The following is a 24,447-nucleotide window of genomic DNA, read 5'->3' on the forward strand; positions in this document are numbered from 1 at the left end:
TGAATGATGCTAATGGAAATAATAATATCAATGGTCAGTCATTTGTAGTTCAGCGACCTAATGGCATCGATTTAACGCCAGGAGGAATTATTACCACTGGACGAGATCTTGACATCGCAATCGATGGTGAGGGATGGATGGCCGTTAAGGGAAGTAATGGGCAGGAGGCGTATACACGCGGTGGTAGTTTGAGGCTGGATGTTAATGGTCAATTAATTACTGCCGGTGGAAAAGCTGTTTTGGGTGATGGTGGGCCTATCTCTATACCTCCTGCAAAATCTATTGAAATAGGTAATGATGGCACCATTACTGTGGTTCCTCTTGATGGTGATGTCAAAAGTCTGGCGATACTGGACAGGATAAGACTGGTAAAACTGGATAAAAATAATGTGGTCAAAAATGATGAAGGTTTATTACAGCTCAAAAACGGAGGAAGAGCCGCTGCTGACGGCACGGTAAAAATAATCAATGGCGCTATTGAGGGCTCAAACGTCAAGGCTATTGATCAAATGGTGGGAATGATTAGTGCTGGGCGTGAGTTTGATGCACAAATGAAGCTCTTGTCAACAGTCGATGAGAATGGCCAAAAACTGGCACAACTATTGCAAGAGTAGATTTATAATAATAAGAATAATTGCAGGAGACTTTCATGGAACCAGCATTATGGGTCAGTAAATCAGGCCTTGAAGCCCAGGATAAAAATATTGCTACCATTGCAAACAACCTTGCGAACGTTAATACGACCGGTTTTAAAAAGGGCAGGGCCTTATTTGAAGATCTTATCTATCAAAATTTGCGACAGGCTGGTGCTCAATCTTCACAAAACTCTCAGATTCCCACGGGTATTAATATGGGAACCGGGGTTCATTTGGTAGCAACTGAAAAAATCTTCGCTCAGGGGGGGGTGCAAAGTACGCAAAATGCTTTGGATATTGCGATTGAAGGGCAGGGCTTTCTAACTGTTTTAATGCCAGATGGAACGCAAGCTTATACACGGGATGGAAGTCTTAAAACAGACAATACTGGCCAGATTGTTACCAGTAATGGATATCCAATTCAGCCTGCAATGACGATACCGGCCCAAACAACAAGCATTACCATAGGAAATGATGGAACAGTAAGTGCTATGGTTGCTGGTTCTAATGCTCCTTCAGTGATCGGTAATATTCAATTAACCAACTTCATCAATAGTGCCGGTCTTCAACCTATAGGTCAAAACCTGTTTGTGGAAACTGCGGCAAGCGGCACTCCATTAACTGACATTCCTGGTAACTCTGGGCTTGGCACTTTATTACAAGGTTCTTTGGAGGCGTCAAACGTAAACGTAGTTGAAGAGCTGGTTAATATGATTCAGGCGCAACGAAGTTATGAAATTACCGCCAAGAGTATTCAGACCGTTGACAGTATGCTGCAATATTTAACCCAAACTCTTTAAGCAGGGTAGATTTATGAAACTGATCCATTATGCAGTCATAGGGATGTCAGCACTTCTTCTGGGAGGGTGTGAAGCAATTAATCCGCCTGTTCCTGGAAAGAATCCTGATTATGCGCCTACGTATCCGGTTAATCCGGATCCAAAACAATTACGTAAAGCAAGCGGATCAATTTATAATGCTGAGACTGCATTACCCCTGTTTGAAACTCCCAGAGCCAGGCATCCGGGTGATATATTAACTATTTTTCTGGTTGAACGTACTGATGCTCAGAAAAATGCAACGACTACTCAAAAGAAAAATAATACCGAAAAGATTACTAATAAATTATTCCTGGGGCGTCCTATTTCTTTAGGTAGCGGATACAGTATGGATTTTGATTTGGATAACCAAAGGAAATTTACCGGTGATGCGCGATCCATTCAGAATAATCGATTAGCAGGTAGCATATCAGTGACCGTTTCCAGGGTCTTGGCAAATGGAAATCTGGTAGTACAAGGTGAAAAGTGGGTTAAAATCAACCAAGGCAATGAATACGTGCAGCTTTCTGGTATAGTTCGCCCTCAGGATATAAAAGCGGATAACTCTATAAATTCAGATCGTGTTGCCAATGCCAGAATTTCATATGGTGGTACAGGTCAGGTTAACAATACTAATGCTCAAGGTTGGTTGGCACGATTCCTCTGGAGTCCTCTGTTCCCAACATAATACATAACAAGGAACTGTAATGCGGCGACTGCTGGTTATTACATGGTTGATGGCAATGACATTGACAGTAAGTCAGGTTTTTGCTGAGCGAATTAAAGACATCGCTACTTTAGCTGGCGTTAGAACGAACCAGTTGGTAGGCTATGGTCTTGTTGTTGGTTTAAATGGAACTGGTGATAAATCTGGTACTAAATACACTGAAGACAGTTTTGCCAATATGCTCACTCAATTAGGTATTAACATTCCAGCTGGAACCAAACTGAACTCCAAAAATGTTGCCGCAGTGATGGTAACGTCCAGTTTGTCTACGTTCATGAAAAAAGGTCAGACCCTCGATGTTAATATTTCCTCTATTGGTGACTCAAAAAGCTTGTTAGGTGGTACTTTATTGCTGACTCCGCTTAAGGGAGCTGATGGAAGAGTATATGCGATGTCACAAGGAAATGTGATTGTTTCAGGAGTCAGCGCATCGGGCAGCGATGGATCGAGTGTTACTGTCAACGTACCTAGTGGAGGCAGGATTCCTAATGGGGCGACGATAGAGGCGGACATCCCAAATCCATTTTATTTCTCAGAAACTCTTACCTATAACTTGCATATGCCTGATTTTACTACTGCGAAACGAATGAGTGATGCGATAAATGAACTCATGGGACCTGGAACAGCACGTGCTTTGGATGCCGCCTCTGTTACAGTCACCGCTCCTAAAAAAATGTCCCAAAGGGTCGATTATGTCTCCGTTCTTGAAAATATTGAATTCAGACCCGGTGAGCCTGTTGCTAAAATTATTATTAACTCAAGAACTGGAACAGTAGTTATTTCCAGTAATGTAATCGTTAAATCAGCAGCGGTATCTCATGGAAATCTGGTAGTCAGTATTACTGAAACACCAGTAATTAGCCAACCGAATGCTTTTGCTGGCGGTAGAACCGTATCTACACAGCAATCTCAGGTAAATGTCGAGCAAAGAAATAATCATGCCTTCGTTCTGCCCAAGGGCACTACCTTGAAAGATATAGTCAGAGGAATCAATGCTGTAGGCGCGACTCCGGCAGATGTTATTGCCATACTTGAAGCGCTGCAACAAGCAGGGGCATTGAATGCAACATTAATTGTAATATAAAGATGTAATTTACAGGTGAACAACATGACAGTCGAACGTATAGCTACCAGTGACTTTCAGGGCTTAAATGAATTGAAGGTGAAGGCAACTAACGATGCCAAAGAAGCTTTGCCGGAAGTGGCCAAGCAATTTGAAGGTATTTTTTTACAATCAATGCTTAAAAGTATGCGCATGGGGCAGCATTTTCTGGATGAATCCAGTCCCTTTAGTGGCAAGAATGAAGAGACATTCCAGGAGATGCTGGATGGACAATATGCCAGTAGTATTGCCAATTCTACTAAAGGAATTGGTTTAGCCACCATGTTGGCCAAACAATTGGAAGGAGCTGTTGGAAAAAGTACTGATAATGTGAATACATTAAGCAGCAGTAGTTCGTTGGATATACCGAAATCGGCTGGTGATTTAAATAATCAAAAAACTACTGGTACGGGCATTATTGATGATTTTGTTAAATCCATTTGGCCGAAGGCTCAACAGGCTGCTTCTTTGATGGGGCTAGATCCTAAAATCCTGATGGCTCAGGCTGCGCTGGAAACAGGCTGGGGTAAATTTGTTGCCAAGGATGCGGATGGTACCAGTAGTAATAACTTATTTAACGTGAAAACTGGAACAAGCAAGGAATTTGATTCGGTCAAAATTAAAACAACTGAATATATTGCCGATACTCCTATTAAGATGAATGCTTCATTTCGCAAATATTCTTCAGTGGAGCAAAGTTTTAATGATTATGTGTCACTAATAAAAGGCAGTGAGCGATATCAGAATGCGCTGGCAAATGCTGGAAATCCAGAACTTTATGTCAATGAGTTGCATAAAGCCGGATATGCTACTGATCCGAATTACGGCAGTAAAATTTTGTCTATTTATCATGGTGATGAATTAAACCAGGCAATACAGCGTTGTGAATTGGCAGATCAAGTATAGTTCCTGGAGCCATTAAACGTATTAGTAAAGGGAGTGAGGGAATATGTCCATACTCAGTATTGCTTATTCAGGATTAAGTGCTTTTCAGCGTGCTTTTGATGTAACTGGGAATAATTTAGCGAATATTCATACCAGTGGTTACTCCAGGCAAACGATACAATTCGCAGCAGGGCCGTCCCAGCGCTATGCGGGATCATTTATTGGCACTGGTGTTACTGTCGGTTCTATTGATCGAAATGTAGATCAATTTGTGAATAATCAGGTTCGTAGTACCTTGAGTCTTAAATCCCAATTTGACTCTTTTTATTCACAGGCGATTCAGATTGATAAATTGCTGTCTCAGGACGGTACCAGTATTTCTACTTCCTTACAGTCTTTTTTTGAGGCTATGGGACAATTAAACAGTGCTCCAGACAGTATTTCTTCTCGTGGAGTAGCAATCAAGCAAAGTGAATTATTAGTACAGCAATTTAACTCGATGCAAGTAAGGCTGGATGAGTATCAAAAAGGATCTACTACTCAAATTTCCGGAGCAGTACAACAAATAAATCAGTACACCAAAGATCTTGCCGCAATCAATCAACAACTGATAACTAGTCCTGGTGCACTTCAACTGCTCGATCAACGAGACAAAGTGCTTCAAGAGCTGTCTCAATTTACCAGTTTAACTATTTTTGAACAAAGTGACGGCAGCATTAATGTGGGAATCGCTACAGGGGATATGCTGGTCGCCGGAACGGAACAACGAGATATGGTCGTTGGGAAGGGGAACTCCAATATTACGGGTACTCAGATCTATTTAAGTAATGAGAATGGTCTGATCGATATTACATCAAGGATAACTACAGGTTCTCTTGGCGGACTGATGGAGTACGAGCATGATGTACTTAGCCAGTCAGCACAAATAATTGGCCAAATGGCCATAGGCCTTGCTCAAAAATTTAATGCTCAGCACCGTCTGGGTATGGATTTGAATAATCAGATTGGAAAGGACTTTTTTACTGATTTTAATAGCCCCGTGCAACAACGAAATAGAGTAACTGTTCCTGCCAGCAATACTGGCACCGGAGTATTATCTGTTGCCATATCTGATATTTCGCAAACCAAATTAAGTGACTATGAAGTGGTTGTTACTGATGCAGCAACTAACGAATTAAGAATAACCCGGAAATCGGATGGCACTTCAACGACACTTAATTGGTCGAATACACCGCCAGCCCCACCTGCTGGACAATTTGTTATCGATGGAATGACCATTACTGTAGATGATACTACTCATCTTGCTGATGAGGATCATTTCACTCTTGTTCCCTTGAGAGGTGCTGCACGAGATTTAACTCTGCAAATACACGATACACGTGAATTAGCATTGGCAGCTCCCGTTGGGACAAAAGCATCGTTGAATAACACAGGGCAGGGGCAAATTGCTTTAGGTACTGTATTTAATACGAATGCTGTTAATAAAGAATACCGAATTGAGTTTATTTCAGATACTCAATATAACCTGGTTAATGTTACAGACAGTACGACGACAGGGCCATTAGCCTTTGTTCCAAACGATAATAACATACTGCAAATTCCTGATGCGCTAAACCCTTCTTATTCCGTAGTTTTATCAGGTTTACCAAAAACAGGTGATCAGTTTACTGCTTCGTACAATACTGGAGCTGCGGGGGATAACCGTAATGGCTTAAGTCTGGCAGGTTTACAACAAAGTAAATTTCTCTCGAATGGTACAGAAAACCTATTTGAAACCTATTCGAATTTATTAGCAGAAGTCGGTGGTCAAACCAAACAAGCTAAACTTAGTTCTGAATCTGCCGATGTATTACATACGCAAGCTTTGGATGCCTGGCAAAGTAAAAGTGGCGTTAATGAGGATGAAGAAGGGGTGAACCTTCTTAAGTTTAAGCAGGCCTATGAAGCTGCGGGAAAATTGTTGCAAATATCTAATGACATGATGAACCTATTATTCGACATGCTGAGGTGATGAATGCGAATTTCAAGCAACCAGATGTATCTGCGCGGACTGAACAACATCCTTGATCTGCAACAACGTGTGATGAAGCTACAAGATCAACAATCGAGTGGGTTGAAAGTGTTATCCCCATCAGATGATCCTGTTGCTTCTGCACAAATTGAGTTGATGAAAAATCGTATTGGATCTACTGAGTTGCTGCAAAAAAATCGTCAGGCAGTGGATAGTGCCCTTAGTCTCGAAGAAGGAGTTCTAACGGATACAATTCACTCACTGAATCGATTGCGAGAAATTCAAATTCAGGCGGGCAATGGTGCTTTGTCTGAAGAGGATAGGAAGACTTTGGCTGTAGAGGCAACAAGTATCTTGAATCAACTACAAGATTATGCAAATACAAAGGACGCAAACGGTAATTACATGTTTAGCGGTGGACAATCGACAGTTCAGCCTATCTCTGTAAATTCCTCCGGGCAATACATTTATCATGGTGACAGTACACAGCGATTCCAGTCAGTAACACACAGTTTAAAGGTAGCAACCAATGATACAGGGGATAATGTCTTTATGCGTATCCCTAATGGCAATGGCTTTTTTACGGTCAATAAAACGGCAACTCCCAATGCTGGTACTGTTGTTGTCAGTACTGGTTCTGTAGTCAATGCTGCGGCTTATGTACCAGATAATTACACGATGAGTTTTGCATTAAACACTCTAGGGCAAACAGTCGTTATGGTAAATGGTACTGCAAGTGGGGATGTTATCCCTCCCTCAGGTTTACCAGATGATGCGCCTTTATATAAAGATGGTGAGGTAATTAATTTTAATGGAATAGAGTTGACTGTAAGTGGTACCCCCGTTGCAGGAGATTCCTTTGCTATAGACCCAGCTAAAAATGAATCTTTATTTTCAACCGTACAGCGCATGATATCTAATCTGAACCAACCTTATAAAACAGCCGTTGAAAAGGCGTCAACTGAAACAGAAAATAATCAATTATTGTCTCAGCTCGATAAATCATTTAACCATATTGCCAATATTCAAGCTGATTTGGGAGCTAGATTGAATCAATTGGCCAGTGCAGATAATGCGAATCAAAATTTGCTTGACACCAGTAATGCTTCGTTAAAATTACTTCGGGAAATTGATCCCTATCAAGTTGCTTCAGAGCTTACCTTGCAAATTTATAATTTACAGATTGCTCAAAAAAGTTATGTTCAAATTCAAGGTATGTCTTTATTTAACTATATTTAATTTTAATCTTTATCAGCTATATACCTAATGTCCTGGTCGTGATTTTTTGTTAAACAACATCACCTATTTTCTTCTCATGTGTGCTTCTCTTTGTTGACAAATGGAGCATTTTCAATGCTCGTTTTGTCTTGAATTAAACATTCTTATAAAATTTGATTTATTAATCAATTGGTTGTTCTTCAAAAAAACTATTTGACCTTAACGTGAGTATATGTGCTAAAATTAGCATGTATGGGCATTTAATTAGCGGCGTTTCGTGTTATTGCTCTATATCTACTGTCCGATGACCACTGCGCTGATTTATGCTCACTAAAGTTCGGGGGGCCAATGAGTAATAAAGCAGAAAAAATAGCTGATTTAATTGTCTTAATTGAGCAATTGCAATTAGATAAAATCGCGTTTATCACGCAACAATTAGGCCTGGACGAAGTTAAATTATTAAACTCGGAAGTCGTATCTAAAATAAACAATTATGAGCGTCGGGGAGAGCTAAGGATATTATTAACGAAACGAGTACGAGATTTAAATCAACAAAAAAAACAAGATACTAATGAATTGGATACCCTGCTGCCAAATGTACGAGTTAGCGATCAATTAAATACATTATATGAAAAATACACACAAACTATTGTAGATGAGCTATTTGACACTCAACTCAACCCTATCTTTTTAATGAAGGCTAAATATGATGAACTCTTCATTATTTTAAACTTATTAGAAAAAAAGAACCAAAATGAGTATGAGAAACTTTCCATTGCGATTCGTGATGAATTAGATAGAAAAGCCGTCCAAGATGGTTTGTATGACTGGAAAAAAAATTATAAAACTTTAAGTAAAGCCTGTTTAGTGGAAGCAGGATTAGAGTCGCAAATATGGAGTAAGGTTATTAACCGGATCAACTCCGCGAAAAGTGATCTTCAGAAAAAATCTACAGTTGTTGCTGGAGACACTCCTCCCGTGGTTCTCTCGTTTTTGGGTAGGCTCTTTGTTCGTTTAGTTAATTGGTTTATACGAGCTTGGTCTAACTTCATCGGGTTGTTTACAAGCCCAGATGTCCCCAAAGCTCCTGATGGGCCCCCGGAAAATGTATATCAGGCGGAACTTTCTGAAGAGGAGCATCAGCTTTTTGATGAGATGCGCATGGATGGCGCAGAATATGCCAGGGAATTAGCTGGAAAGAGTGGCATAGGAGATGTACAAAGTCGTTCAATGGATGTTAGAGAATGCTCTATTAGGGGACGATACGGTATTGTCCTTGCATCTCAGGTTGTTGCAGGGACACGAGGTAAAAATCATGGTGATTTAAGTACTGTTGTTGAATCTCTGTCTGAATCATCTGATGATAGTGCAACAGTTGATGCTTTATGTAATACAATTACTCAAAGTATTTCCGACGAAGATGAGGCTAACCCTTTAAAACAGGAACACGTATTTTCTTTAGCTGGAAATGATGCATTGGTTACTGCTTTAGAAGCACAAGATCTTAGAAATATTATAGCATCTGATGGTAAGTATAGCGAATATGGCTTGAGCTTTACCCTAGATGAGATGGCGCAGATTGAACAATACAAAACCAATGTAGATCGCTCAAGAGCGTTAAATAACGCCATTGCCAGTATTTCATTTTCATGGGGTGGTTATGAATCTGATAAAAATGGAGGGTATAAAAAGAAGGATAAGGACTTTGATAGTGAGCAGAAAAAACTAGAAACAAGGCTTGCTGCATTAAGTAAGTCCGTATTAAATGCTTGTTCAGCTCTAAAAGACGGTGAGGCTTTGTATTTGGACACCGGTCTGGAAGGGCATGCAATGAAGCTTGCAATAAAGAGGATAGGTGAGGAGTTTGTATTAACATGCTACGACTCTTCAGGTGCTTTGGAAAACAGCACTCTAAGTGAGAGTTTGATTGGATTATTGCAGCTGAATATGATGGCTTATGAGGCCAAACGTTCAAATGCCTTGAGTTTTACGATACCTGCGGCTCGCCTACTGTCTCCAAATGGGGTTACTTATTTTCATAATTTAATTCGTCAACATACTTACGCAGGCTGGGCTGAGACAAATATTACCGAAAATTTATCTCATTCCACAAGAGAAGAACGGAGATTAATGGGGCCATTGGGCAGGATTATGGCTCTTTGGGATCAATCAAAGGTTTATTTAGCCTATATCAATAAATTTACTGCAATTGCAGATCCTAATTCTCCCCCTCAATTTGATCCTTTATTACAGTTGCCTCAAAATACATCCAACTGTTTTGCAAAAAGATTACAGTCCTGCCAGTTATATGAATTAGGTAAACCTACTTATAAAAAACTCAGAATGGCCATCTTGATCGAACAAAAGAATGGTTTGATAGCTGATGCATGTGGGAGAGAAACCGAAATAAAAGGAGAAGAGGAGCCTCCTATTGTTGATAATGAATACATCTATATGTTGAAAAATATACCTTTAGAGTTTCTTTCTCCAGATGAGTTACATGAAACTTCTGTCATTTTAAGCGAAATTGCAGACGTGCCCACGAAAGAATACTACGTACGCTTTTTCAATAGCCTTATTCAGGCAAAAGATGCTTTGGTTTTGGAAGGAAATAGCACAAATCAAGTGGCAATAGAGCATATAAATAAAAAAATAGGAAGCCATATACAAGCCTATTATCTTTATCTAAAGAAAGGAAACAGACTGCAGGAAATAAAACAAATTTTTTCTCCAGAAGTGTATCGTTCTGACAATACCTTCGATTGGAATACCGGAACGCTGGCTTTAAAAAACGTTAATGGGACAGTTGATCCTGCTGCATTAGCTAAACTTTCGGATTTTGCTGCAGCTCAGGCATGGAAAGCATCCATACGACTTATAAATCATCAAATTAAAAAGCTGACTATTAATGAACGGTATATTCATTCAGCTAATGAACGATTAAAGCATGCAGGTTTTAGTGATGCGTTCAGTACTGTTACAACTGAAGATCTGGAGAATGCAAATATTGTCAATTATACCACTGGTTTTTCAAGAAGTGAGACCACTAAAATTGAAATCAATATTGCTGGTGAACGAAGAGAAATTGACAAACAAACATTTTTCAGACTTGTCGTTGCGAATAAAAAAGCAATGACCATTCCCAGTGTAATAAATCTCTTGGAATATTTACGGAATGTTTCTCCTCAAATTGAAAAACGATTCGTTAATTTGGTTTATCCTGAGCAACATAAGGCATTTGAGGATCGGCTAGCATCCATCATTGAGAATACTAGTAATTTTATCCAGCAAGGGATTGTTCAGCTTGTTCAATATGAAGAAGCTCTTGACCGAATAATCAGCGAAAGTGACATTAAATTAAAAGAGCTTATCGATGATATTCAAAATAAAAAGGAATCATCAGGCTCCGGTGTAAATGCCTTAAAATTAAAAAATCTTGAATTACGTCAAGAGCAGATAGAAAAAGAGCTGGGATACTTAAAGGCGTTAAAAAGGTCTGTAGCGGCAAAGAAAATTATCCTTGAAGAAAGCGAAACCGTTAGGGGATCCGCTCAATATAAAATCTTAATGGCCTCAAAAACACTAGATAAAATACGAGCTAACGAACCAGGAATGCGTTCTGTCAGAGATGTAACCAATGCATTCAGTAAGGTTCAGACTGAGCTAGATACTCTAGGCAGTGAACTGAAAGGGATAATTAAATATATAAAATCTGATGACATAGAGACAAAAATTAGTGAGAAGGCCAACAGTTTTGATAATTATCGCAGACAAGTGATTCATAATTGTTTGCAAATCAACCCTGATTTTCGAATTTTGCAGGAGCTTTCTGAAGGACGAATGGGTACGGAAAAAGAGCGAAACCAACACATGTATACAGATTCTTCTGAAGATAATGAGCTGGCTTCTCCTAAAAAAGCTAGCGGGTACCGAGAGGGGTCATTGTATGCAAAAATACAAAATTTAAATAAAAATCTTAAAGAGAGAACGTTTGAGATATTAGAGCACAAAATTATTTTGGGAACGAACAATCTGGATGATCTCAATTCCGAACTGCTGAAATCACTCGTTAATAGTGAGAATAGTTATAATCAACTTGAAGAATACTCTTTAAGCATTAGTAAATTACCTATTCCTCAGGAAATTAAGAGTGAATGGGTACGTGAAATGTTTCATATTTGGTTGGAACATGAAAATAAAGAGATTTTATATTTAATAGGCAATAAAGACGGGGCTGAATTGACGTCTGCTGTTAATCGAGCATTTCAACATTTTATCGAACAGAAAGCCAATATTAAGTTTGCTGCTCTTAAGAGTTCTGATTTTCCAATTGAATTAACACGTCAGCAGATTGAAGAAATGGGCTGGAAACCTATAAGCCTGGAAGAAATCGAACACATCCGGGAGCAACGTATTCACGCTGCAATGAATATATTGAAATGTTATAAATCAGGACTTCAAAATAAAATTGCACAAATGAAAAATACACTACCACCTAGAGAACGGGTGGTTTCTGTACAACTAAAGGCGACAGACCTTCATGCTCAACATGATGTTACCATTGAGCATAAAGAATTTACAGGACCAAAAGAACAGTTTTTATCTCAATCAGAGAGTGGAGCTCTGGATTCCAGTACCTTATCTTTCTTGCGAAAAAACAGAGTACCTAAAAATAAAGGTTTATCTAAATATGAATGTTTCCAATATTATGATTCTCTTCGGTCTTATCTCAACAGGTTGAAATCCCATAATGGATTAGAGAATAAACGAGAGAGACTTATTGAATTTTGTATTGCCACCTCGTCTAATCTTTTTGCCCTTCCTTATGCCCCACCAGAAGAGCTCATTAAAGAACTTTCGAATACACTTCTTACCGATTATCGAGATTTAGACGGGTCGCTTGTCAATTCTTTTTTAAAACTTGAAAATACTGAACGAAGCCAACTATTAACCGCTTTATTGCATTTGACCCTGGCTGGTCTTCAATTTGATGAACAGGAAAATGCACAGGTTACACCAGAGTGTTTTTCTATCATAAAACAATGGGAACGATTGATTCTTCCTCCAGATAGTCACTTGTCTGAAAAAATATCTCGGTTGACGTCTGGAGGCCATCATCCTAAAGACATTAGTTTACTAAAACAGGTAGATAATGCTATTCATGCTTCCCCAATTGGTCTTGAGGGAATCTATGAAGCACAAAAAGGAATACAAAGCGCTTTAACCGTGTACGGGAGAGAAAATGGGGTCGATTCTGAGCTTCGTAAATTATCCGATCGATTAATGATGAGAAATGGTGATGCATTGCTTCCGAAGCAGTTTATTCACTATTATTCTACTCCGTCGTTTCTCTTTTCAAGTGATGGAATTAACAGTACGCAAGGCCGAGAATTTTTTACCAGAGCATTTTTAGATGCATATTATCATGCATCTAAAGATGAAAAATTTGAGTTATTGCATTTCTTGTTAGAATTAAAATTCAATGAAGGCAATGCATCACAACTCAAAACTCCTCATGATGTATTCCGTGCTGAGCTATTAATTAAATGCGCTACATTGGATGCAAAAAAATTATCGGATGAACCCAATAGTCAGGATGTAGTATCTCCAGTTTATGATTCTAATCCCGTTAATGTATTCATAGATACTTTAACAAACAAGGCTTCTTTGAATGCAGAAGACAGGTTGTTTGGATTTGCTAAGGAAATCAATTTGCTCTCTATGGAAATAGAGAATCATTTCTTGAATGATAGTTCAGATGAAGCCAGTTTAGATGGGCTCTATTCCAGATTAATATGTGCCAATCTTGCGTATCATCAGCTTTTAGAACAGGCATCAGAAGAGGTCAAATCAAATCTTGGTGATAATTTTGAATACAAACGAGAAATGGCCTTAGTACAGGCAAATCTAAATAAGTTACACGATAGATTAATTAATTTCGCCGGCAATTTAGGCAAAAATAATCGTGCTGCTGTATTTAATTCAGTGATTAATGCTTATAAAGATGGGCAAAAATTTGATGGAGCTAAATTAAAAGTAGTCTTGCCTTCTTCTTATGATGTTCCTGGATTTATTGCGTTAGGTTCTAATATACGTTTGGATATTCTGCATGGAGTTATTTATGTAGGAAACAGTAAACACAGTGTAATGCCTTCGTTTATTAGCTCACATAATTCCGTACAGGAGTTAGGTCTTGATAATCATCCATTTAAACCTGATGGTAATTCATATCTCTACGTGGAAGGCAATGAAATAAAAGCCTCTATAACTCAATTAGTAGATGGAACTCTTGTTATCCAAAGAGAGTTGCAGACTTTGGATGGGCAAACTAAACTGCTCCAGTATTTGCCTCCCGAACATTTGGATACTTTACCTCTTGCTGTAAAAAACAGGATAAACGCAGAACACTTTTTTCTTGACTCTTCGGGGGCTGTTCATGCCTTTACTGCTGATTTCGCACCACTTTTAAAACTATCAGAACAGAGTAATGGATGGATTGGAGAACTAGTTGATCATCGTGGTAACCGTATCTCTATTCAGCTTGATAACATACATGAAGGCACAAGTCCTGCATGCAGGTTGATTAAAATTTTTCCTTTTGAGGAAATGCTAAGTGTAGATCAGGTTACTGTTTATATTCCTTCGATACAAAAATACGTTGTTCATGATAGTGAATCTAATCATTATTATATTACAGATAGTCTTGCAGAGAGCACTCCCAAACGTTTATTAATATTGACAGAGCAGGGAGCTGGTTATACTGAAAAGGTGCTTACCCCGTTAGAGTCTGAAGAGGTTAACCTTTTAAATGTGAAAATCGTTGCATTAAAAGATAAGCTGTCATCCATTAAAAAAGGAGCTTTAATCTCTATCAAGGATAAAAAAGACATTGCCTCTAAAATTCATGAACATGAAATGACTATCAAAAAAATTAAGTCTCCAGAATATTTTGTTTTTGTTCCTGATAGTCCGCTTATAAAAAATTTGGAACAGCAATGCCAGAAATTAAGACAGGAAATGCATCACGCTTATCTTGGACTGATGAATAAAAAAGCGGATAGCATTGCTCATTACGAAGAGGCAAAAAATGCTTATTTTTCAATAGTTGAACAATTGAAGAAAAACAATGCGGAAGCTGGTTATCTTTTCACCTATGATATATCTCTGGATGGTTCTTTATTAGCGAAAGATTTCCAGAGCACACTGCATATCGGAACGCTTCCTGGTAAAACTCCGGTTTGGATTGAACAATTAGGCAAGTCAATACCCAAGGTGTCGCTTAAATCAGGAGAGCTAGAAAATTTAAGAGCTATCAGAAAGGAATATGAACAAAAAGAACCTTTAACTAAGGATGATAGAATTGCAATTGCTATGATGCTTGGCATCGAATTACAAAATCATCTTTTACAAAGAGAAGAAAGTCTGAGAGGAAAACGAGTTGGTTGGGACAGAGCTGGTTATGAACAATTATTAATTGCGTTCAGCAAAGAAATCAAATCGATAAATGAAGAATACAGCTCTCTTCCCGAACACCTTTTTTCAGGGCTGTGGCGAGAGATAGAATCAGAGTTTGGAGACGATGAAGCGCTTCAACTGATTTTAGGACCCAAGGCAATGGTGTTGCCCTTGGTACCCAAAAAACCAATAAATCTGAATACGAAAACGACTTATATGCCAATTGAATCTATTGGTGCTCGTACATTGATTCAGTTCACTCCTCATGATGATATTTATTCTTTGATTGATAGAGAACAAATGCAATTGGAGGCTCGATTGACACGTGGTCTGGGTGAGCTTAGTGAGTCAATTCAGACTCAGGAAGATGGCTACTATTATGAAAACTACGGCCTTATAACGAGTGACACCATTACTCAATTATTCAATGTATCTCCTGATAAAAAAGGAGCCGGAGGACTATCCAAGGTAAATGTGGCTGCGTTATTTGATTGGCTGCACCAACAGCGATGGATCAAACCTGTTCCTGGAATGGATAAATTTCAATTAATAGCACATCCTTCAGAGTTTTTTTCATCTCCTAAAGTTGCTGCTTATTTTAATGAAATGGGATTCCAATCCAAAGACATAAAAATGATTAATGAGCGCCTGGAAGTATTTCTCTACGAAATGGCTGTAAATGGTGGACGCTATTCAATAAAACCAGAGATATTGCCGGAATTAATCGAGAAAATATCATCTGATCGGGAAAGATGCACTGATGAGGTGTTGTTGGCACAAAGTAAAATTGAATCCCTTTTAGGGCGCTCATCAAAAGAGCTTTCCATGGCGGAATTAAATGCAGCTTATCTCTTAAATGACTTTAGTAAAGTCCTTTCCTATTTCCCTGAAGAAGAACGACGTCAGACTCAGATTGCTTTAAATTATGGTTTAACACGATTGATGTTCTACAAAACAGAAGCAGATCATTTGAATGATGTTTTGAATACGTTTAATAGAGGAAACGTAGAAAAAGCAATTTCTATGTTACATGTAAAGAGAAATTATCAATTAGGCAATCTGCTTGATTCGGAAATTGCTCCTGAAGATCTGAAATCAGAAGAGGGGGCATTAAAAGTTGAGCAGGACAGAAAAATGCAGCGAGCCTTCTTGTTATTTGAAACAGAGTTTGGGCATCGATGTACTATGGGACAAGTGAATGTATTCCGTGGTTTGCTCCTGGATGATGAAACCGATCCTGATAAAATTGATTCAGCTCAGGCTAGAATGGGATTTGGAAAAACATCATTACTACCCTTGGTTGCTTTATACAAAACAGGGGATAAGCTGGTTCGTTTTATTGTTCCTAAATCAGCACTTGAGACAAACACTGCCGATATGTCTTCCACGCTTTCTAATATAATAAAATCACGTGCCGTCAAAGATGATTTCCAGCGCTACAGTATTGTTGCAGATCCTGAAGCAAAAATGGACGAAGACAGTCCAAGATTAAAATCGCTGAAAGATGCAAAGGACGATTTAAGAAAAAGACTCACGCTGTATAAACGTGTCAGGGACAGCCGTGAAGTGCTAGTTCAAGCCCCAAGTGTTCGCAATGCATTAGAGTGTCAGGAAGAAATATTTTTAGATCTGTTGCTTAAAATAAGAGATGAGCCGAAGCAGGAAAAAGAACTGATGCAATGCATTTCATTAATTAATGAGATCCGTTCTTTAACGACGATTTCAATTTTTGATGAATTGGACTCGACTCAAGATCCTCACACAACCGATGTAAACTATACTTCTGGAGAAAAAATAGCAATTAATGCCAAAGAGATATATCCTCTTGAACTTATTGCCCAAGTAATTTGTACTACAGAAGATAGGTCCATTGAAGGTTTAGCATCATTATTACTTAGTAAATTGGGTATTGTCGATGAAGACCGTAGTTTATTTGATTATGTTACCTCTTTACAAACAAAACAGCCCTCATCCGTAACCAGTGAAAACAGTACTGATATTTATTTGATTAGAGCTATTCTCACCGATCCTTCTTTATTAAGTCTGTTCACTGAAAAAGAACCTGGTACCGATTTTGGTGTTTGGTTTGAGAACTCCAGTGATGGAAGCAGACGTTATGATTTAAGCCCATCTTCTGCAAATAAAAGGGAGCCTGGTAATCCATTATTAATTGCTGTGCCTTATTCTGCGGCGCAAACACCAAAGCCTCAAGGTTCTCGATTTGATAATCCGGAGGTCACTGCAATTACCACCTTGCTTTATTACCTTGATCCAAGAACAGTTATTGAAGATGTCCCTCATCTTGAGTTTTTAATCAATTCATTTCGTAATGGAGTAGGTGAGGCTCCATTCCTGAATACAAAAGGAAACACTAGTCCTGAGTTTATAAGCCTATTTAATGACATTAAAGAATTAGCTGAAATTGAAGATCCTGTTATTAGAAACTCAGCCAGAGAGAACTATTTTAATTCTCGTTTTGGCGCTCAGACAAAAGGTTCCTCCATTTCATTAACTGCGTTCAGGAAGGTTTTGGCGCGCACTATCATACAAGAACAGATTAAATTTGATGAGGGTAAAGCCAACAGCAATCGTTATGAACAAGGCACTGTAAATGATGTGGTTCTTGGATTTTCTGGCACGGCAGGAGATACGTCCCCCTATTTTAATAAGAACAGGCTTGATCCAGCTGCCGATGGTAACATGACCTTGGGCATTATGGGACGAAAAAATTGTCAGCAGGTTATTTCTCTGGATACGGCTGCATTTATCAAATCTGAAACCGACTATACCACAGCACTTCTTGAGCAGCTTTCTAACTCGTTTTCAATAAATACCAGAACACTTATAGATGTAGGTGGGCTGTGCAAAGCATCAAATCGAGCTGTTGCTAAAGCAATTGCATTGCAATTGAAACGAATAGACAGTCCTGTAAAGGATAATGGCGTTATCTATTACGATGACGTCACAAACACCAAAAAATTATTAGTGCTCAATTCCAATAATAATGAAACTGTGCTTGATTTAACCCAGGATATGGTTGACGAATCAGACATCAACGGCAGTTATTTTACTTATTATGATCAGGCTCATGCGAGAGGCGCAGATATTAAGCAAATGGATGGCGCAAATGCAGTAATCACTTTAAATTTCAGTGTCACTAATAATGAATACAAACAAGCCATCATGAGAATGAGGAAAATTATTGATAAGATGTCAGGACAATCGTTTACTCCTGCTGTACCAGACATTGTTCGGGAAAAGATCATATCGGATTTGAAATTAAAGCCAGAACATGAGCTTACAGGCAATGATATTGCCTATTGGCTCAGACAAAAAGAGCTACTGGATAACTCGAATACTGTTTCATTACTCATTAAAGAATTAGATTCAATAATTAAAAATTCAATTCTTCAAGAACAAGCTGCATTGACTCGATTAATGTCAGAGCAAGGGCATGAAATGAATGCAGAGCAAATTGCTCTATTTCGCAGTTGTATTGAGGATCTGAATAAAATATCTCCATTTATAACCAGGAATGTTGGTGACTTGCAAGCGAAATATGGCCGAATAGTTGGCCATGTTCAAAAAAATGCGTTTCTTGAAGAATTGGTTTATTCATTTGAGTCCAGACTTACCACCGTATTTGATTCTGTTGGTCGTGCGAGGGCGAACTTGAATCTTCCTTCATTAACTGCGGCTGATAAGCAACCGTACTATAAGATGAAAGAGAGTATTCTACAGAAGCGAAAACTCAATTTAAGTGATGAGTTTACTGTACCTGTAACGAGTAATTCTCTTGCTGAGGTTCACTCTGAATCGGAGTCACAATCTGAGAGTCAATCCCAGAGTCAAAGCCAAACTCAAACACATTCATTTTCTCAGGTTATGAATGAAGACGTCGTTGTTGAAGCCCAATTACACAAACAGGACATACCCTATAAACCTGTTTCCATTGACTATTTAGCTAGTGATGAAACGCTAATTTCTCTTCCACTTGCTTATCGTATTGCTCATATGAACAATTTATTTAATAAGCAGGATCTTATCAGATGTAGCCCTGCTTATATGGATGATAAGCAATTAACCTTGGCTGAAAAACCTCTACCTCCTGTACGCTATCTGCTTGCTCGGGAAAAAGGTGATCCTCAAATTATTCTGATTAACCAGGATGAAGCTGATTTATTTAAAAAATCTGGCGGAACGCGTTGGAGTCTCTATGATCTGTCAGTTAAGAAATCAGGAGTCCTTGTTCCTATTGTAGGGAAACCAATAGAGGCTTTAAAAGAGCCATTATTGAAAAAACTCAACTTTTCATCATACCATTATGAAATAAAAGGAAGCTCATTAGAATCATTAGCAAGTTCTCTTGTGGGCATCTGTACTGCGGAACAACTGTCGCCTTCTTTAACGCTACACAGCCAAAATGAAGAAGGAGCGCGCGAGGAGATAACTCCTGTTTTTGATCTACCAAAGTGGGGTTTCTATGGCCAAAAAGCACAGGAGATTCCTCTTTATGTACAACAAACTCATAAAGTCTTTAATGATAAATGGGAAAAAAATGGAGTGACGATATCTGTTGGTAAGGGAGAGGCAAATGCAGAGGTATTTATTTCATCAACATTAAATACACGCATTTTAGCTCTGTCAGAGAAGATGACGAACAGTGATAACCCATCAATAATTAGGACGACGGTTAGTGATGTCTCCAGCGAATACAATGCAGCCAGGGATCAAAGAAATAGTACTAAAGACGAGCTCAAAAAATCCAGAGAACTTAAAAAGCAAGTGATTAGTGATTTGGATGAAAAGATACGTCATTTAACCGCAAGAAAAGAAGAAGCGCTTCAACGAGCGAAAACTAAAATTAATTCGCTATTCACTGAAGACATCAAACAATATCTGGATGTTAGAAATCCCAATCGGGGATTCATGAGAAGCAATTTAGTTCATTTTTGCAAAGCTAAGGATTTTGGTCATAGCATTACTGCGTATAACAAATCGTTTCCATCTTTAGGGGATGCTCTTCAATCGTCAATCGAGTCATTCATACTAAAACCGTTTTTAGGCAAGAAGGATTATACTCCTCAGCAATTAACATTTGAATTGAATGTGATGGCGTTGAATATAGCCAAGGAAGCACATAAGGTCTATAAAAATGTAAGTTTTTATGAGGAAAAGAAAGGCACCTTTATTGATGAAATGGTCTCTGTTTTAAAGCGAATGCAAGGGCCTGGAAAAAATAAGAAGAAGCTCTTAATTGATTTGTCACAAGTAAAACTTTGGGGTGATACATTTGAACATGTTTTAGAAGAGCATTTTAATAATTTTTACACGACTAAAGAAGAATGGGGGGCTTTAAAAGCCTGTTTTGAAAACGCACTATTTGACTTTTGTTTGGGAAAGGATTTTGAACAATGTTTAATTGCCAACATCGAGGCCTTTGGCAATAAAATAGATCCATCAGGTGGAGCGACATTTGAGCTTCTCACGCTACTTTCTTATACTTTAAATACGGGTGATAAGGATAAATATACGGAAGCAGTCCAAGATGATATTAAGCAAATTGTTCGAACTCTTTTGCTTGAACGTTTCAGCGAGCCACGACCTGAAGAAGAGTCTTTGTTTTTAGAAGCGAGTTCTATTTTAAAAGAAGGGATAAAGTCTTTTAATTATAATTTGCCTCTGCAGCTTACTGCATATCAAAATGCCCCTGTTACTATTCAAGAAATGACTCAATATGTAAAACAGGCATTATTAAATCAAAACGTCAAGGCCAGTGCAGAACAGATAAATGCTTTAAGTAAATATTGTGTGGATAACGTACTGGGCTTTAACGCTATTGATAATCTCTTGGCCCGGTATACGCCAATAGAAAATCGTGGCACTGTTTTTACCGGTGCGGATGGTAAAGAATACACACTTTCTTCTGATTCGCACGATGCGCTTGCTTTTCTGGATAAAGAGATTCTGAGTTTGGATGAACAGATAAAGGATATTGAAGCTCAAAAGAAATCCCAACTTATCAGTTTTGATGAAAAGCAAAAGGTACTTATTGATACATTAAAATTGAGTAATGAACAGGTTAAAGTACTTAAGACTGAAAAATCAGCATGTAACAAATTACTCTCTGGTCTAAAGAATCTGCTATCAGTATTTAGTGAACAGCAGGTTTTAATAGAAGAGCGAGATCCTGCTTCATTTATTGATAAGCACTTTAATCTGAGAGAAATTATCAGGGACAAACACACTCTTTCAGTTAATCTTAGCTTTAATCCTCCTGAGTTTTATACTGTTTGTGATGATATGGAAATGCAACTTAAACATATGAATGGCCTTAATTTGGATGAAACCAGTTCTGAGAATGCTCTCCATAGAGCGTTATCCACTGTGGCAAATGAAGCCACAACGGTTAAAGTGAGGCCTCATGTTGTCGCAGTCACTATGCACGCTACTGAGCATCAAGGCGAAGCGCGCCAGAAAAATGAAACACGTGTATCGGAAACCCTAACGTATTTTGGAAATTCGAAACGTGTGCATAATTCAAACCCTAAAGATGATGGAGGCTCTATAGATCTGACTGAGTCGAATCTATCCTGTTAACAATTGATTTCATTCATTTGGAGGATTATATGTTTAAGGTCATTTTTTCAGTATCTGGAACCCATCGGAAAATAGTTATGTTACTACTCTTAGGATTGGGGCTATTCGGTAAAAGCTGGGCGAATCAGTACTCATGCAGTGGTAATGATTCAGAGCAAATTCAAAGTGCAATTATCGCTTATATTGAAAAAGACTCTACTGGTGGATCTCAAGGCGCCAGCATTTCTTCCATTAAATGTCTTTCTTCTTATGCCTCGGTTATCGTGCATTATGCCCAACCTAATTTTGATGATCAGATTGGTTATTTACATAATGCCAATGGAGTATGGAATGTTATAGGCCTTGCAACTGGCTTTGATGGCGAAACTATTTCACAAATACCTGAACCTTTGTTGCAATAGAGACAGATTCAAAGCACCGGCCGTCAAATTCACCACGAGAGCGTTTATTTCTTTTCTGCAAGAGCCTTTTCAATGGCTTTAACAAATCTTGGAGCATCGGGAGACGTAGTGGTATAGAAATAATTGATAAGTTCTCCCTGGCGGTTGACTAGATATTTATGAAAGTTCCATTTAGGTGCAGTACCAAATCCTAATTTTTTTCTTGCCCAGAGATAAAAGGGATGCGCATTTTTTCCTGAAACAATTTCTTTTGCAGCCATTGGAAACGAAACACCATAATTCAGTTGGCAAAATTGCTCAATTTCTTCGGCTGTTCCTGATTCCTGATTGGCAAAATCATTAGAAGGAACCCCCAAGATCACTAATCCTTTGTCTTTGTATTGCTCATAGAGTTTTTCCAGAAGCGCATATTGAGGAGTAAATCCACATTTGGAGGCAGTATTGACTATGATTAAAACCTTTCCGAGAAAAGATGCAAGAGGTAAGGGACCATGCCCAGTTAATGTATTAAATGAAAAGTCGTAGGCATTATCATGTGTCGTGTTTTCAATTGTAGTCATCTAGAGGCATCCTGGACAGTAATATGAAGCTTATTATTTGTTATGTTGTGACAACAAGCAAGGCAATAATTGAATGGAGCCTGAGCGCTGCTCCTAGGCGCTCATAACATCGTTTTATCGTTGTAGCGCACATTCGCATCGCGTAATGCGGGAATGACCAGCCTCTCTTGGGCTCCAAATTACACGTTACGCTAATACGGACTACAGCATCTTAAGTGTCTCAGTATTCAGCTACACCCACTTTGATGGTCTATAATTAAACAGAATGGACTTAATTATGGAGACTATCATGCTAGGATGGGCATTAACCTTTTTAATTATCGCCATAATTGCTGGTGTATTAGGCTTCGGTGGTATTGCGGGTACAGCAATGGGAATAGCCAAAATTTTGTTCCTCATTTTTTTGGTTTTGTTTATTGTTTTTCTGGTTTTGGGTCGTCGACCACCACCAACCTGATATTTAGGTAATGGCTCGTGCTATAACTCATAAACAAAGAACTACCGCTGGGAGGTGCTCCAGAGAGAGTTCATTTTGTCTCCTGCTTGAATCTGTCATATCTCGAGTTATCGAGGATGGTGGATTAAGCAGGAGATTATTTATTATCCTCCTTTAACCCAGATACCTCATCAAAGCTGCCCGGATTTCGCTGTGCTGCATCCAGGCAACTTATGATTTTCCCAGCCTGACTGCTATGCGAAGCAATCCCGACCATTAGACGAAGCTTTCAGCGATTGTAATTGATTAGAAAAAAATATTGATTCAGTTTAACGTTGGATATAAATTATGCTGCTTTGGATAATTGCCAAATTTCAAATCGAATAAATTAAAATCAGATGTGATATCTCATTATGTGTTTAAGGTTATTGCTCTGAGTTATTAAATTTAAGGATTATGATTTATGTCGCTTTATGATTTAGTAAAAAAATATATTGCAGATAACCCTCAAATCTCTGTTGGTAAAATTATTCATGATGACCAGGAAGTATGGATTAAGCGACGATTTGCTTCCAAGGAAAACATTTGGCATAAGCTCCTGCATTATTTAACGTTTATTATTCCATTTCCAGTTATTTATCCCACTGTAGTTTCTGATGTTACTGATAGTTTGCTTCAAGAGGCGATGCGCTTGACACTGTTAGCTGACAATAATATTCCTGTCCCAACCGTTTTAATTGCAAACAATGAATTCCTGGCTACTACTGATGTGGGAGAGACGCTACAAAGGCATCTGGAGTCTATTGATGAGCCCGGAAAACGAGCTTACTTGTTACAACAAGCTGCTATTGCGTTAGGGAAATTGCATCAAGCCAATTTATGTCATGGCCGCCCCTCTTTAAGGGATATGACTTATAACAATGAGCAGATCTATTTTATCGATTTAGAAGAAGATCCTTTAAGTGTTATGAGTGCAGCACAAGCACAGGCCCGGGATGTCTGGCTTTTATTTTTTAGTGTTGCCAGGCAATGCCGAGACAATCCTTTTCTTTTAAATGATTTATTTAGTAGTTATTTACATTATGCTAAGCCCGAAACCCTGGGTTCGATAAAAAAAATGGTATTGTTTCTAAAACCCATACGTGTGTTCGTAGAATATTGCTTATTTGCAATACCGTCTAAAGACTTACATAGTGCTGTAATTGCTAACAAAACGCTGGAGCAAAATTTAAAGAAACATAATAAGAGCAATTAACCTTTGAGAGCATTTAAGTATTAGCATCGCGTAATACGGGAATTCACGGGGTTCGCGATGCTCATAAAGAAGATCCTTGTATGTTCATTAAGAATTACTCTATTGGATGTTTTCTATTGAACTTTTGTGTTAATTAATATTCAGTTTGCTAGTCATCAACTCAGGATGATTCAAATGACCACTCTTAATAAATCCAATTTTTTTCAAAAAATTCAGCAAATATTAGAACAATATTATCTAAAGCCATTTAATGACCTCCCTAAAAGCAATTTAAAAAATGGTGCTTTGGGCGATAGTGTCGCTAAGCTCGTGATTGATTTAAGCCATCCGTGGCTAAAATCGAC

The 24,447-nt window shown here is 38.4% G+C and carries 12 protein-coding genes; 11 read left to right on the forward strand and 1 reads right to left on the reverse strand.

Going from position 1 to position 24,447, the window contains the following annotated elements; translation table 11 throughout:
• The 9 genes from Q0495_RS11770 to Q0495_RS11810 form a co-directional block, all read left to right on the forward strand.
• On the forward strand, positions 1-614 hold a 614-nt coding region (locus Q0495_RS11770; protein ID WP_298626538.1), incomplete at its 5' end, for a flagellar basal body rod protein FlgF.
• Positions 615-649: 35 nt separating this feature from the next.
• On the forward strand, positions 650-1,435 hold the full coding sequence (gene flgG, locus Q0495_RS11775; RefSeq protein WP_298626541.1) for a flagellar basal-body rod protein FlgG: 786 nt from the start codon (positions 650-652) through the stop codon (positions 1,433-1,435).
• Between the two features lie 13 nt (positions 1,436-1,448).
• A complete protein-coding gene (gene flgH, locus Q0495_RS11780) occupies positions 1,449-2,141 on the forward strand; it encodes a flagellar basal body L-ring protein FlgH (protein WP_298626544.1) in 693 nt (230 codons plus the stop codon).
• 19 nt (positions 2,142-2,160) lie between these two features.
• Complete coding sequence (locus Q0495_RS11785) at positions 2,161-3,264, forward strand: flagellar basal body P-ring protein FlgI (protein WP_298626547.1); 1,104 nt, start codon at positions 2,161-2,163, stop codon at positions 3,262-3,264.
• Between the two features lie 24 nt (positions 3,265-3,288).
• Positions 3,289-4,188 (forward strand): glucosaminidase domain-containing protein, encoded by a 900-nt coding sequence (locus tag Q0495_RS11790; protein ID WP_298626549.1) that lies wholly within the window; start codon positions 3,289-3,291, stop codon positions 4,186-4,188.
• A 43-nt stretch (positions 4,189-4,231) separates the two neighbouring features.
• Positions 4,232-6,178: a flagellar hook-associated protein FlgK gene (flgK, locus tag Q0495_RS11795; RefSeq protein ID WP_298626553.1), complete on the forward strand. Its 1,947-nt coding sequence runs from the start codon at positions 4,232-4,234 to the stop codon at positions 6,176-6,178.
• Positions 6,179-6,181: 3 nt separating this feature from the next.
• Positions 6,182-7,417, forward strand: a complete 1,236-nt coding sequence (gene flgL / locus Q0495_RS11800) for a flagellar hook-associated protein FlgL (RefSeq protein WP_298626556.1) — start codon at positions 6,182-6,184, stop codon at positions 7,415-7,417.
• A gap of 327 nt (positions 7,418-7,744) precedes the next feature.
• Complete coding sequence (locus Q0495_RS11805) at positions 7,745-21,451, forward strand: hypothetical protein (RefSeq protein WP_298626558.1); 13,707 nt, start codon at positions 7,745-7,747, stop codon at positions 21,449-21,451.
• A 29-nt stretch (positions 21,452-21,480) separates the two neighbouring features.
• Positions 21,481-21,852, forward strand: coding sequence for a hypothetical protein (locus Q0495_RS11810; RefSeq protein ID WP_298626560.1), 372 nt, complete (start codon positions 21,481-21,483; stop codon positions 21,850-21,852).
• A 44-nt stretch (positions 21,853-21,896) separates the two neighbouring features.
• On the opposite strand, the gene Q0495_RS11815 is transcribed toward Q0495_RS11810, so the two are convergent.
• Complete coding sequence (locus Q0495_RS11815) at positions 21,897-22,412, reverse strand: glutathione peroxidase (RefSeq protein ID WP_298626563.1); 516 nt, start codon at positions 22,410-22,412, stop codon at positions 21,897-21,899.
• Between the two features lie 289 nt (positions 22,413-22,701).
• Between Q0495_RS11815 and Q0495_RS11820 the strand changes: the two genes are divergently transcribed.
• Both Q0495_RS11820 and Q0495_RS11825 read left to right on the forward strand, forming a co-directional pair.
• Positions 22,702-22,869, forward strand: coding sequence for a DUF1328 domain-containing protein (locus Q0495_RS11820; RefSeq protein ID WP_298626568.1), 168 nt, complete (start codon positions 22,702-22,704; stop codon positions 22,867-22,869).
• 442 nt (positions 22,870-23,311) lie between these two features.
• A complete protein-coding gene (locus Q0495_RS11825; RefSeq protein ID WP_298626565.1) occupies positions 23,312-24,103 on the forward strand; it encodes a hypothetical protein in 792 nt (263 codons plus the stop codon).
• Positions 24,104-24,447: the final 344 nt, after the last annotated feature.

The sequence above is a fragment of the uncultured Legionella sp. genome (assembly GCF_937871865.1).
Classification (GTDB): Bacteria; Pseudomonadota; Gammaproteobacteria; order Legionellales; family Legionellaceae; genus Legionella.